Genomic DNA, 12060 nt, shown 5'->3' with positions numbered 1-12060 from the left:
TATGGTAAGTCAGTATAGTGATGTTGTGATCATCGGTGGTTCAATGGCTGGTGGTTGCTTAGCACGACAATTAAAACTAAAACACCCCGAGCTATCGGTCACCGTGTTAGAGCGCAAAAAGTCATTTAATTCTTGGGTCGGGGAATCAACCCTAGAATCGTTTTGGGATTACGCCGCCAGTGATCTGCAACTGGGCTTTTACTTAGACACCAACCATTTGTACAAACATGGTTTGCGATTTTTCTTCGACAGCGTCGACCGTGATCTCAATGTTGAGGAAATGAGTGAGCTCGGGCGCACCTGGTATCACGGTATTCCGGCGCACCAAATTGATCGCGCTAAGTTTGATAACGACCTAGTGCGCTTTAACCGAGATATTGGTGTGGACGTTTTACTGGGTGAGACGGTCAGCGATATCGAACTCGATGGCGAGCATGGTCACAGCGTGAAAACCGCAGACAAATCCTTTCGCTGTCGTTATTTAGTCGATGCCGCCGGGTTTGCTGCGCCGCTGGGTAAAAAGCTGGATTTAATCGAGTCGCAAGATCATCGCCATTCTGTGAGCTCAGCTTGGGCGCGCTTTAAGTTCACCACGCCACTCGATAGCCTGGGTAGTGAACAGTGGCGTGCACGTACCAACTTTACCACCCGCGCATTAGCGACCAACCACTTTATGTATAAAGGGTATTGGTTATGGCTCATTCCATTGGATGAGCACACTGTCAGTATCGGTGTAACCGCTAAAAACACCGACGTCAGCTTAAATGTGAAAACCAGTGACGACTTCGTGGAATTTTTACGCTCGCATAAATGTATGCAGGAAATTCTCGGTAGCCACTTCGAATTGCAGGATTACAAAGCCATGAAGCGGCTATCACGGCGGGCCAAGCAGTCGTTCTCAACCGATCGTTGGTTTCTCACCGGCATGTCATCGGCCTTTTTAGACCCCTTGTTGTCGCCGGGCTCGGCCTATTTAACCGATGCCAACCGTATGATTGGTGAACTTATAGAGGCGGATTTAGCTGGTAACGAGGCCATGTTTGCAGGCAAAACCAAGGCCTTCAATGCCTACCTCTTAGGCTGGTTTGAGAGCTTTATGCTGCACATTACCGGGAACTACCACGGCAGCTACGAGGTGCACCGCACGCATTTTGAAGCCTTATTAATGCATTGGTTCGGCTTTATTTTACCGTCGTCCATGGCACGCCAATTTGGCTATTGCCCGAGCATGAGTGAAATGAGCCAAGAGCAGTTGAATGAAAAAGCGCTGGCCATGGTGCAAGGGGCGGCGATTTCCCGCATTCATGAACTTAAAGATGAGTTTATCCAGCTGATCCAAGGCCAAGAGCATCGTCTTAATCGCGGTCACTTCTTTGATATTGAGCTCACCAAGTGCCGCATGAAACACGCTCATAGCCGGGGCGTCATGTTAGACGAGATGGCCATAGCCGAACTTGATAAGGCCTTATTGGAAGTCACTTATTTAGGGTTCTTACGCAGTCTGTGTGAAATTCAGCGTATGGACTTTGATGAAGAAAAAATGCCGCTAGTGGTCGAGGCAGCAATTAATGACAAGCTATCGCTTACCCACGCGATGGAATTATTTAAACACTGATACTGACAGAACAAAGAGCACAAAAATGGAAAATTTAGCAAACAACAACAGGGTTAATGCACATACGGCGGATGCCACTGCGCGGGCTATTTTAGAACTCATTTTTGCCCAGCGGCGGCTGCTACCGATTGAGCAAGAAGTGGCGTTTGACGAGCAAATAGCCGGTCATTATGAAAAGGTGTTGGACTTTGTTCATCGCCAGCAACCCATCAATATGGTGCTGCCAGCCTTTCCGGCAAAATCACCCAATCGCAACAAAACCTTGGGCTATCTGCCAGATAAAGGAGAGTTTTTTGCATTTGAGCGGCTGGTGCAATTATGTCAGCAAATTGAAGAGGTTTATGAGCCAGGTGCAAAAGTAACGATCTGCTCAGATGGGCGCGTTTTCGCCGATATTATCCATGTCAGCGACGCCCATGTCAGTGAGTATGTAAACGGCCTACGTCGTTTTGCCAATCAACATTATCCGGATTATTTCGACTTCTTTAACCTCGAAGATGTATATGACAAGGTCAATGACTTTGCGGTATTGCGTGAGGAGTTGATGATTGAATACGGTGAAACACTCAAATCTTTGCGTCAGCGCATTAAAACAGAGAAAGAAGCCAGCACCATGTACAAGGGCATTACCCGTTTCATGTTAGAAGATTTCTCGGGTATCGAAAAGTTTTCTCAACATAGCCGCACAGCGCTGCAAAAGGTTGCTAAAACCGCAGCTTACCGTGTTATTCAGCGCAGTAATGCGTGGGGGCGGTTGTTGAAACAGGAGTTGCCTCAGGCGCTGCGATTATCGATTCACCCGCAGTATTTGGTTTCTGAGAAAATCGGTATCTCACTGGTATCGCAAAACGACGTGTGGACCACGCCTTGGCACTCGGTACTCGTTAAAGACGGCGACGAGCATAGTTTGATGCCTCGGGAGCAAGCCGAGCAGCTGGGTTGTGTCTTAGTGTTCATTAATGGTCAAGCCAGCCACTATGAGCGTATGCATAGAGAGCCACAGTTATGATCAGCGAACAGGTCTCACCGGCGTGCTTTACGATTGACGCACGAGAAAGCGGTGCGAAGAAACTAGCACATTTAAACATTGCTGAACTTGAGCAAGTGATCTTGAACCAAGGTATGGTGCTGCTGCGTGGCTTTGACCCCAGCAGCGATGAGCAAATGGTGGCCTTTGCGAAAAAGCTGGGGCCGCTGCTGGCGTGGGATTTTGGTTATGTGTTGGACTTAAAAATAAACCAACAGCCGCAAAATCATATTTTTAGTCAAGGAAAGGTTGAGCTGCATTGGGATGGTGCCTTTGCAGGGGCGACGCCACGATTTAACTTCTTTCAGTGTCTACAAAGTAGTGCCATGAGTGGTGGCGGTGAAACCACCTTTGTGAATACCTGTCGGTTGCTTGAGAGCTGTTCATCCCAGCAGTTACAGCAGTATCAAGATAAGGTGATCCGCTATTTTGCTGAGAAAAAGGCGCATTATGGTGGGGCTATTGAGGAGCCATTGATTAGCCCGCATCCAACGACTAAACGTCAGCGAATGCGCTTTATTGAACCCTTTAATGAGGATAATATGGCCGTTAATCCAGTGGAGACCCAAGTGCAGGGCATGTCCTCGTCGCAAGGTGACGCTTTTTTGCGAGAGCTGATAGCTCACCTATATGACAGCGATAGCTTCTACGCCCATCAGTGGACACAAGGCGATTACTTGCTGGTGGATAACCATGCCATGTTGCATGGTCGCCACCGCTTTCAAGGTGAAGGGCTAACACGACACCTTAAGCGTGTTCATATTTTGTAACGAGCAACCAATAACGATGAAAAGAGCTTATCTTTACCCCACTTTACTGACGCTATTTTTTATAGCGTGGAGTTCAGCATTTGCGACGCAGTTTAGTGTCACTGATGTTGTGCATAACTGGGGAACATCGTTGACTATGGTATTAGGATCCTTTGTCGCAGGTGCGACGCCCTTAGGTGGCGGAGCTGTTGCTTTTCCGGTCTTCACTAAGTTATTCGGGTTTGAAGCACACAGCGCAAAGGTCTTCTCATTGGCGATTCAGTCTGTGGGAATGACCTTTGCCACCATTTTTTTTGTTTCTCGCGGGATCCGCATATATTGGTCACTGCTGGCGCGATTAATGCCCTTTGCTTTATTGGGTTTAGCGTGTGGGTTTTCATTATCGGTTGACGGTGAACCACTTAAGATCATCTTTAGTTTCTTGCTATTGGCTTGTAGTTACTTATTGATGCAGCGCTGTGATACCCGGTTGCTGCAGTGGCGAAACAGCTGGTCGCTGTACCTTATCGCTACACTGGGCGGGTTACTCTCGGCATATATTGGCGCCGGAGCCGATACCTTGCTGTTTTTCTACCTGGTATTGCGGCAAAAGTTCGACGCCAAAGCACTGATCCCAACCACAGTGTGTTTTATGGCGATACTTTCTGTGACTGGCAGTGTACTGCTCATTTTACAAGGGCAGCTAAACGGCGCCCATGTGGCCTTTGAACCGTGGTTTTTCGCAGCTCCCGTGGTCGCCATAGGCGCACCGCTAGGAGGGTATGTAATGAGTAAAATTAACGAAAAGTACGTATTACGCTTTATTTATGCGTTGATATTCATTGAAGTGTGCTCAACGGTGGTGATATTACAATTTTCGCTGGTATTGAAGGTGCTATTGGTGGCGGCAACGCTCGCGGTGGTTGTACTTGCATTGCGCCAACGCGGGGGCATACTCCGCGAGCGGTGGGTGAAGGCAAAAGGCGCTTAACGCGCCGCGAGCAATGTTTCGACCTCTCCAAGGCGGGTGATGATTTTATCCGGATTAGCATCGGCAATATCCAACCCGTGGTTGTAGCCATAATTAACGCAGATCACCGGGCAGCCGGCGTTTCTGGCGGTTGCCACATCATTTTTTGAATCTCCCACATACACGCCTTCGCTAATATCAAGACTGAGATTATTTAAGGCACTAAACAGCATGGCTGGGTCTGGCTTGCGCTGGGGCAGAGTGTCACCACAGACAATGGCATCAAAGTAATCGGCAATGCCCAATGCATTTACCAGAGCATGAGTGTGGCTTTCATTTTTATTAGTGACAAGTAATAACTTTAACCCTTGCTGCTGCAGTGCTTGCAGAGTCGCTTTGGCATCAACATATAAAGTCGAGGAATCGGTCACACATTGGTTGTAAGCCGCACTGACTTTAGCCGCCGCCGCGCTAACATCAATATGCGTGGCACCCACTTTTGCTAAGGCGCGCTCGGTGGCTTTATCAATACCGTTGCCTATCCAAGTTTGCACGTCGTCCACGGTGACTTGACCGACTTGGTAATGCTCCAGCGTGGTATTAATGGCGGCGCAGATATCGGCAGCGGTATTGACTAAAGTGCCGTCTAAATCAAAGCCAACCCAAGTCAGCGAGTGAGGTAATTGCATTTTAACATCCTTGTTTTAAACAGGACTTTACTGGTCTTTAAAAGTCGCCAGCAAAGTGAGTATATGTTGCAGTTTAACCACGGTTTGTTTCAACTTTTGTTCATCAAGTTGCTCGGTTTGGGAAAGAGCCTCGACATCGGCGGCCACGTCCAATACATAGGGTTTAAAGCGCTTTGCTTCAAAGTCGAATCCCGCGTCGCGATTGAACAGGGCTTGAAACTTACCATGGCCTTCTTTTTGTAGCTGATCCAGTTTTTGATCGGCGTCTAAGGCCTGACGATAGGCGAGTTTAAGGTTTTCGTTTAACTTTTCGATAATTGCGTGCATTTTTTTCTAAAGCTTTAGAGCAGATGGCCGATATGGTACGTGGATTCATTTAAAATGTCAGGTAAGCGTTATGAATATATCAGGAAGTTCACTTCCCGCCATGAGCACAGCCGATCAAGGCGCCGAGGTTTATAGCGCGGCCCTTGCTAAAAAACGACAGCAAGCCGATGGCCAGGCTGCATTGGCGTTGATTGAGTCAGCAGGTAATGTGACCAAAGCAGCGCAGAGCCCAGCCGCCTCGACTACGGCAACCTTGGGTAATAACATTAATATCCACGTGTAATAGCAAGGCAGCGCGTCGTAAATGAACCCCAAGCAACCCGCGTTAAGCGGGTTTTTTTTATGGCTCTAAATGCAGATCAATGGGGGTTTTACTGCGTTCGCCACCGACCTCACGCACCAACTTTGGCACTAAAAAGCCAGGTAGTTCGCTAAGTACTTCTGCCATGATAGTGCGGGCTTCATCATCGCTTACCTCAAAATGTGCGGCGCCTTGCACTTTGTCTAATTGATGCAGGTAGTAGGGGAGTATCCCGGCGGCAAATAAGCGCTCACTTAAGGCGATTTGCGCAGACGCATTGGCATTGACCTCTTTCAATAGCACCGCTTGATTCAACTGCGTTACTCCCGCTTGGGTCAGCTTTTTACAGGCGCGGCTAAAAACCTCATCGACCTCGTTTGCATGATTAATATGGTGCACAAAGACTATTTGTAAGGGCGATTGGGCAAAACGCTGACATAACTGCTCGGTAATGCGTGCCGGGATGGTCACTGGCAAGCGCGAGTGAATGCGTAAACGCTTAATGTTGGGGAGTTGCTCTAGCTTATCTAAAAACCATGCCAGTGCTTCGTCTTTTGCCATGAGCGGGTCGCCACCGCTGAGGATCACTTCATTGATCTCTGGATGATTACCAATGTAGGTTAGTTTATCGGCCAAAGCGGCTTTATTGAGTTGGTTATCTTGGTACGGGAAATGACGACGAAAACAATATCGGCAGTTGATTGCGCACGCGGTTTTAAACATCAACAAGACACGGGAGCGGTATTTGTGTAATAAACCCGGCTCGTTGTTATCTTGTTCTTGCAACGGGTCGACACTGTACTGCGAGTGTTGCTGAAACTCTTGTCGTCGTGGCAGCACTTGTAATAACAAGGGATCGCGGGCGTCACCCTTGGCCATTTTGGCGATAAAGGGGCGCGGTACTCGTAGATTAAATAAGCTTTTAGCCTCACTATCCGGTTGATACGCATCGGGGGGTAAATCCAACATACTCAGCAGTTCTTCGGGGCGAGTGACTACATCGGCTAATTCTTTTTGCCAGTTTTTATGCAAATTTACTTCGATTCTTTGTATCATTGACGGATTAATTACTCGAAAAACGGTTATTAGAGGACAAGATGGCGAATTATAGCACCAACGAATTCAAGGGTGGCCTAAAATTTATGTTGGATGGCGAGCCTTGCAGCATCCTAGAAAACGAAGTGGTTAAGCCGGGTAAAGGCCAGGCATTTAACCGCGTTCGTATCCGCAAACTGATCTCAGGTAAGGTATTAGAGAAAACCTTTAAGTCAGGCGAAAGTGTGGAAGCGGCTGATGTAATGGATACCGACCTAGCTTATCTATACACAGATGGCGAATTCTGGCACTTCATGAACAACGAAACCTTTGAGCAAATCGCTGCTGATGAAAAAGCTGTAGGCGACAACGTAAAATGGCTTGTAGAAAACGATGTGTGCACCATTACTTTATGGGACGGCAACCCGATTGCTGTAACGCCACCCAACTTCGTTGAACTTGAAGTAACTGAAACCGATCCAGGCCTAAAAGGCGACACCGCTGGTACTGGTGGCAAGCCTGCTACTTTAAGTACCGGTGCCGTGGTACGTGTTCCTTTGTTCATCCAAATTGGTGAAGTGATCAAGGTTGATACCCGCTCAGCTGAGTACGTGGGTCGCGTAAAATAAGCACCTTATACGTGTATATCCCAGCCCGGGCAGCCGCGCTGGGATTTTTTATGGGAGATTTTTGTGATGTGGCAGCCCAGTGCCGATATTCATACTTTGCAGCAGCGCGCTAAGCTCATTCAGCAGATTAGGCAGTTCTTTTATCAACGTGATGTGATGGAGGTGGATACTCCGTCACTAAGCAAGGCGTCAGTGACTGATGAACACTTACATAGCTTTGCCACACAGTTTGTGGGCCAAGGTTATGCCGAGGGCTTGCCACTGTATTTACAAACCTCTCCCGAATATGCGATGAAGCGCCTTCTTGCAGCAGGCAGTGGGGCTATTTTCCAAATCTGTAAAGCCTTTCGTAACGAGGAAAATGGTCGTCATCACAATCCCGAGTTCACTATGCTTGAGTGGTATCGTCCAGGCTTTGATGAGTTTGATCTTATGGCTGAGATTGACGAATTGATGCAACAGCTACTGGATTGTGAAAAAGCCCAATATATAAGCTATCAGCAGGTGTTTATACAGGTGCTGGGTGTGGATCCGTTAACGGCAAGTTTGCGTGAATTAAAGCAGCTTGCAAGCACTCATGGCTTTGCCGATATCGCCGCAAATGAAGAAGAGGCTGACACCTTATTACAGCTGCTATTTTGCATGGTGATAGAGCCAACGATTGGCCAGCAACAGCCGTGTTTTGTGTATCATTTTCCGGCCTCGCAAGCGGCACTAGCGCGTCTTCATGAGCAAGACCCGCGCGTTGCCGGGCGTTTTGAGCTGTATTACCAAGGGCAAGAGCTCGCTAATGGCTTTAATGAGCTGACCGACGCCAATGAACAGCGCCAGCGCTTTGCCAATGACAACAACAAACGTATTGCTAAAGGGCTTGAGCCCGTAGCCTTGGATGAAAACTTGTTAGCAGCATTGGATGCCGGCCTACCACAATGTGCCGGAGTCGCCCTCGGGGTGGATCGTCTCGTGATGATTGCCTGTGGCAAAAAGCATATTCGCGAAGTGCTTAGTTTCGACATCGAACGCGCCTAACCTCAAATTGTTGTAGGCGAGGCTTCAGCCGTGCAGAACAGATTTAGTGTAGGTAAGGCTTTTAGCCTTACAAAACAAGTTTCTCGTAGACAAGGCTTCAGCCTTGCAAAGCATGAGATTGGGCTAAAGCCCAACCTACAGATTCAGGGCAGGTGTGTTGTAGGCAAGGCTTTAGCCTTGCAAAGCTCGTGATTGGGCTAAAGCCCAACCTACAGGTTCAGGGTCGATGTGTTGTAGGCAAGGCTTCAGCCTTGCAAAGCACGCGATTGGGTTAAAGCCTAACCCACAATTTCAGGCAGGTGTGTTGTAGGCAAGGCTTTAGCCTTGCAAAGCTCGGGATTGGACCAAGCCCAACCCACAGGTTCCGCCAGATGTGTTGTAGGCAAGGCTTCAGCCTTGCAAAGCACGAGATTGGGCTAAAGCCCAACCTACAAAGTTTTACTGGTTTGTTGTAGGCAAGGCTTCAGCCTTGCAAAGCTCGTGATTGGGCTAAAGCCCAACCCACAGGTTCAGGGTCGGTGTGTTGTAGGCAAGGCTCTAGCCTTGCAAAGCTCGGGATTGGGCTAAAGCCCAACCCACAGGTTCAGGAAGATGTATTGTAGGCAAGGCTTTAGCCTTGCAACCTATAAATAAACCGAATTCCAGTACGGATATAATCGCACACTAGAGACAATCCCTTTTCGCAATGGGTTGGCAACGATGTACCTGGCTATGTGAATGCGCTGCTCATCCTCACGCAAAGCGTGGTCATAAAACCCGCTTTGCCAAACTTTACCGCGACGCTGTAATTGACGATTAACCATGGCTGCGGTGCAACCTTTTAGGTGCCGTATACAAGCGCTAAGATCGCTATGGTGCAGCAACACAAGCCCATGGAAGTGGTCTGGCATTAAGACCCAGGTTAACCATTGGCAGCCGCAAGCCTGCTCATTCGTTGTAATCGTGGTGCAAAATAGCTGTGCTAGTTTCGCAGAGGCAAAAAATGGTGTGCGTTTGTAACAACAAAAAGTAATAAAATACTCGCGGTGAATTTGCGAATAACGTCCTTTTAATAAATCACTATAAGGCATATTCAGCTCCTTTGAATATGGTGGACATTCAATTATAGCTCGAGAGTTACAAGGTTGCCTGTGTTGGGATGAAGGTGCTATTGGGCTAAAGCCCAACCTACAGGTTCAGGATCGGTGTGTTGTAGGCAAGGTTTCAGCCTTGCAAAGCTAAGGATTGGGCTAAAGCCCAACCTACAAGTTCAGGGTCGGTGTGTTGTAGGCAAGGCTCTAGCCTTGCAAAACGCGTGATTGGGCTAAAGCCCAACCTACAGTTTCAGGGTAGGTGTGTTGTAGGCAAGGCTTCAGCCTTGCAAAGCACGGGATTGGGCTAAAGCCCAACCCACAGGTTCAGAAAGATGTGTTGTAGGCAAGGCTTTAGCCTTGCAAGCTATTGGGCACAATATTGGCGTAATACGGAATAAAAACGGGCTGATAGCTGTTTGATTTAAATAAGGAATAAAAATAAGAAAGAGAAAAATGGGGCGACTGATGGGACTTGAACCCACGACAACCGGAATCACAATCCAGGGCTCTACCAACTGAGCTACAGCCGCCACAAAGGGGATACATCACCTCGTGATGTGTGGCGCGCATGATACATAGTTTCCGCCACCTTGTGAAGTGTAAATTTAAGATAATTATTCGTTCGCTGCAAATTTGTTCAGTGAACACAATGAAAGCCGCTTAACCACGGAGTATTACAGCACAAAAAGCATATGCTAGGCTTATTGTTGCTTGAGTTGCACTAATGTTCAGTTGGCGTTTAGGTTCGGCTTGAGAAAATAATAGATTAGGTACTTTACGGCGCATAGGTACAAAGCATAAAGTTGTAAGGTGTCATGGGCTATCAGCATATAATTAGGAGCGCTAATGGAAGCAATAACAAACTGGCTGTCGGAAAACTCCGGACTGCTCACTCACTACGCCATTCAATTTGTTTTGGCACTGATTGTCTTTTTGGTCGGTATGCGCCTTGCTAAGTGGTGTAGCAAGCTGACTGAAAAAGGTTTTGCCAAGCGTAAAGTAGACAAAGCGGTTGGCTCATTCTGTGGCAACATTATTTATGCCTTGGTGTTCATCGCCACTATTTTAATGGCGCTATCACAAGTCGGTGTTGAGACCACTTCCTTTATTGCTATTCTAGGTGCGGCGGGCTTGGCCGTAGGTCTGGCATTGCAAGGGTCGCTTTCTAATTTTGCCTCGGGTGTGCTGATCATTATTTTGCGTCCATTTAAATCAGGTGACTACATCGAAGCAGGCGGTAAAGCAGGAAGCGTTCGTAAAATTGAAATCTTCTCTACTGAGCTAAATACACCAGATAATAAAATTATCGTGATGCCTAATTCATCGATTATGTCTGGCGCCATCGTAAACTACTCACGTGAGAAAACGCGTCGTATCGACTTGGTTATTGGCGTGAGCTACGATGCCGACCTTAAAAAGACCAAAGAAGTTTTAAAATCAGTGCTTGATGCTGAATCAAGGCTGTTAAAAGAGCCAGCATACACGGTGGCCGTGAACGAACTGGCTGATTCAAGTGTGAACTTTGTGGTTCGCCCTTGGGTAAACACCGTTGACTATTGGCCAACGTATTTTGATTTGATGGAAAACATCAAAATTGCTTTAGATGACAACGACATCGGTATTCCATATCCTCAAATGGATGTGCATTTACATAAAACCAGCGAATAAACTAGGGGAACCGCGCTGACATGAAATTGAAGTATTTATCTGTTCTCGTTGCTGCAGGCGTAGCAACGAGCGCTGTGGCTAGCGAAAAAAAGACTTGGGAAGCCAACGCTGAGCTAGGTGCCATTATCACCAGTGGTAATACCGAAACAACTACATTCAAGGGCGCTTTAAACGTAAAGCACAACCTTGAAAACTGGAATAACGAGTACAAGCTCGACGGCATCTATAAAGAAGACGAAGTCGAGAAAGACAACGGTACTAAAGTAACTGAGCGCACTAACGAAAAGTATTTTGCATCGGCGCAGGGTAACTACAAGCTCAACGAGGAAAACGCGCACTTATTCGTGTATGGCTCCTATTTAAGTGACTACTTTGGCGCTTACCGCCAAGAAGCGGTGGTCTCTGGCGGTTACGGTTTGCGTTTGCTCGATACCGACACCATGGTGCTCAATGCGGAAATTGGTCCGGGTTATAAGTATTTCCAATACCCAGACGATAGCACTGAAGTAGGCGATGACGGTGAGTTACTGGCTGACGAGTGGGAAGGTGAAGTTATCGCCCTAGCAAAGGCTGATTACACCTGGCAAATCTCCGAGGGTGCCAAATTTACTCAGCTAGTTGCGATGGAATACGGTAGTACCAACACTAAAACCCGTTCAGAAACAGCGCTATTAACTAAAATTAATGGCTCTTTGCAAATGAAGGTGGGCTTTAACGTCACTCATAACTCCGATGTTGCGGATGACAAAGAAAACACTGACACCGAAACCGCGTTAACCTTGGTGTATAACTTTTAACAAATCAAGTAACGCGAGATAACAACGGAAGACCACCATCTTCCGTTTTTTTTCGCTCAAAATTCCGGTAATATGCCGCGGTTGTCTTCTATTTTTCTATTCTCGGGAAGGGATGTTGTGAAGTTCTTAAAACTTTTACTAATAACGCTTA

13 protein-coding genes and 1 tRNA gene are annotated in these 12060 nt (G+C 47.4%); 9 read left to right on the top strand and 5 right to left on the bottom strand.

Going from position 1 to position 12060, the window contains the following annotated elements; genetic code table 11:
• Position 1 precedes the first annotated feature (1 nt).
• From MHM95_RS09570 to MHM95_RS09555, 4 genes are read left to right on the top strand one after another with little or no spacing between them, the layout of a single operon-like run.
• Positions 2-1615, top strand: a complete 1614-nt coding sequence (locus MHM95_RS09570) for an NAD(P)/FAD-dependent oxidoreductase (RefSeq protein WP_239385138.1) — start codon at positions 2-4, stop codon at positions 1613-1615.
• Positions 1616-1640: 25 nt separating this feature from the next.
• Positions 1641-2624 (top strand): isocyanide synthase family protein, encoded by a 984-nt coding sequence (locus tag MHM95_RS09565; RefSeq protein WP_239385137.1) that lies wholly within the window; start codon positions 1641-1643, stop codon positions 2622-2624.
• Complete coding sequence (locus MHM95_RS09560; RefSeq protein ID WP_239385136.1) at positions 2621-3412, top strand: TauD/TfdA family dioxygenase; 792 nt, start codon at positions 2621-2623, stop codon at positions 3410-3412. Before MHM95_RS09565 ends, MHM95_RS09560 begins: the two co-directional genes overlap by 4 nt.
• A gap of 16 nt (positions 3413-3428) precedes the next feature.
• Complete coding sequence (locus MHM95_RS09555) at positions 3429-4382, top strand: sulfite exporter TauE/SafE family protein (RefSeq protein WP_239385135.1); 954 nt, start codon at positions 3429-3431, stop codon at positions 4380-4382.
• Here MHM95_RS09555 and gph read toward each other — a convergent pair.
• The gene (gene gph / locus MHM95_RS09550; RefSeq protein WP_239385134.1) at positions 4379-5050 is read right to left on the bottom strand and encodes a phosphoglycolate phosphatase; all 672 of its coding nucleotides are present in this window, start codon (positions 5048-5050) and stop codon (positions 4379-4381) included. The genes MHM95_RS09555 and gph overlap by 4 nt on opposite strands.
• Positions 5051-5077: 27 nt before the next feature.
• Positions 5078-5377, bottom strand: a complete 300-nt coding sequence (locus MHM95_RS09545) for a prephenate dehydrogenase (RefSeq protein WP_138548593.1) — start codon at positions 5375-5377, stop codon at positions 5078-5080.
• 70 nt (positions 5378-5447) lie between these two features.
• Here MHM95_RS09545 and MHM95_RS09540 point away from each other — a divergent pair, with 70 nt between their 5' ends.
• Entirely contained in the window at positions 5448-5660 is a 213-nt protein-coding gene (locus MHM95_RS09540; RefSeq protein WP_022945987.1) for a hypothetical protein, read from the top strand.
• Positions 5661-5717: 57 nt separating this feature from the next.
• Here the strand turns inward: MHM95_RS09540 and epmB are convergent, their stop codons facing one another.
• Positions 5718-6734, bottom strand: a complete 1017-nt coding sequence (gene epmB, locus MHM95_RS09535; RefSeq protein ID WP_239385133.1) for an EF-P beta-lysylation protein EpmB — start codon at positions 6732-6734, stop codon at positions 5718-5720.
• Positions 6735-6775: 41 nt separating this feature from the next.
• On the opposite strand from epmB, the gene efp reads away from it, so the two are divergent.
• Entirely contained in the window at positions 6776-7342 is a 567-nt protein-coding gene (efp, locus tag MHM95_RS09530; protein WP_022945989.1) for an elongation factor P, read from the top strand.
• Positions 7343-7408: 66 nt separating this feature from the next.
• Positions 7409-8371, top strand: a complete 963-nt coding sequence (epmA, locus tag MHM95_RS09525; protein ID WP_239385235.1) for an elongation factor P--(R)-beta-lysine ligase — start codon at positions 7409-7411, stop codon at positions 8369-8371.
• Positions 8372-8994: 623 nt separating this feature from the next.
• Here epmA and MHM95_RS09520 read toward each other — a convergent pair.
• Positions 8995-9441 carry a transposase gene (locus MHM95_RS09520; RefSeq protein WP_045980393.1) on the bottom strand — a complete coding sequence of 149 codons (447 nt, stop codon included), beginning with the start codon at positions 9439-9441 and terminating at the stop codon, positions 8995-8997.
• Positions 9442-9898: 457 nt separating this feature from the next.
• Positions 9899-9974, bottom strand: a tRNA-His gene (locus MHM95_RS09515).
• 316 nt (positions 9975-10290) lie between these two features.
• Here MHM95_RS09515 and MHM95_RS09510 point away from each other — a divergent pair.
• Both MHM95_RS09510 and MHM95_RS09505 read left to right on the top strand, forming a co-directional pair.
• Positions 10291-11112: a mechanosensitive ion channel domain-containing protein gene (locus MHM95_RS09510; protein WP_022945993.1), complete on the top strand. Its 822-nt coding sequence runs from the start codon at positions 10291-10293 to the stop codon at positions 11110-11112.
• A gap of 20 nt (positions 11113-11132) precedes the next feature.
• Positions 11133-11909, top strand: a complete 777-nt coding sequence (locus MHM95_RS09505; RefSeq protein WP_022945994.1) for a DUF481 domain-containing protein — start codon at positions 11133-11135, stop codon at positions 11907-11909.
• Positions 11910-12060: the final 151 nt, after the last annotated feature.

This window comes from Pseudoalteromonas sp. CnMc7-15 (assembly GCF_022347925.1).
Lineage (GTDB): Bacteria > Pseudomonadota > Gammaproteobacteria > Enterobacterales > Alteromonadaceae > Pseudoalteromonas > Pseudoalteromonas ruthenica.
This window is presented reverse-complemented; position numbering and strand designations above follow the sequence as displayed.

Coding starts and splice junctions, on each gene's coding strand:
- MHM95_RS09520 (WP_045980393.1), bottom strand. CDS start 9,441: ATGCCTTATAGTGATTTATTAAAAGGACGTTATTCGCAAATTCACCGC.
- MHM95_RS09510 (WP_022945993.1), top strand. CDS start 10,291: ATGGAAGCAATAACAAACTGGCTGTCGGAAAACTCCGGACTGCTCACT.
- MHM95_RS09560 (WP_239385136.1), top strand. CDS start 2,621: ATGATCAGCGAACAGGTCTCACCGGCGTGCTTTACGATTGACGCACGA.
- MHM95_RS09565 (WP_239385137.1), top strand. CDS start 1,641: ATGGAAAATTTAGCAAACAACAACAGGGTTAATGCACATACGGCGGAT.
- epmB (WP_239385133.1), bottom strand. CDS start 6,734: ATGATACAAAGAATCGAAGTAAATTTGCATAAAAACTGGCAAAAAGAA.
- MHM95_RS09545 (WP_138548593.1), bottom strand. CDS start 5,377: ATGCACGCAATTATCGAAAAGTTAAACGAAAACCTTAAACTCGCCTAT.
- MHM95_RS09540 (WP_022945987.1), top strand. CDS start 5,448: ATGAATATATCAGGAAGTTCACTTCCCGCCATGAGCACAGCCGATCAA.
- MHM95_RS09505 (WP_022945994.1), top strand. CDS start 11,133: ATGAAATTGAAGTATTTATCTGTTCTCGTTGCTGCAGGCGTAGCAACG.
- MHM95_RS09555 (WP_239385135.1), top strand. CDS start 3,429: ATGAAAAGAGCTTATCTTTACCCCACTTTACTGACGCTATTTTTTATA.
- gph (WP_239385134.1), bottom strand. CDS start 5,050: ATGCAATTACCTCACTCGCTGACTTGGGTTGGCTTTGATTTAGACGGC.
- epmA (WP_239385235.1), top strand. CDS start 7,409: ATGTGGCAGCCCAGTGCCGATATTCATACTTTGCAGCAGCGCGCTAAG.
- MHM95_RS09570 (WP_239385138.1), top strand. CDS start 2: ATGGTAAGTCAGTATAGTGATGTTGTGATCATCGGTGGTTCAATGGCT.
- efp (WP_022945989.1), top strand. CDS start 6,776: ATGGCGAATTATAGCACCAACGAATTCAAGGGTGGCCTAAAATTTATG.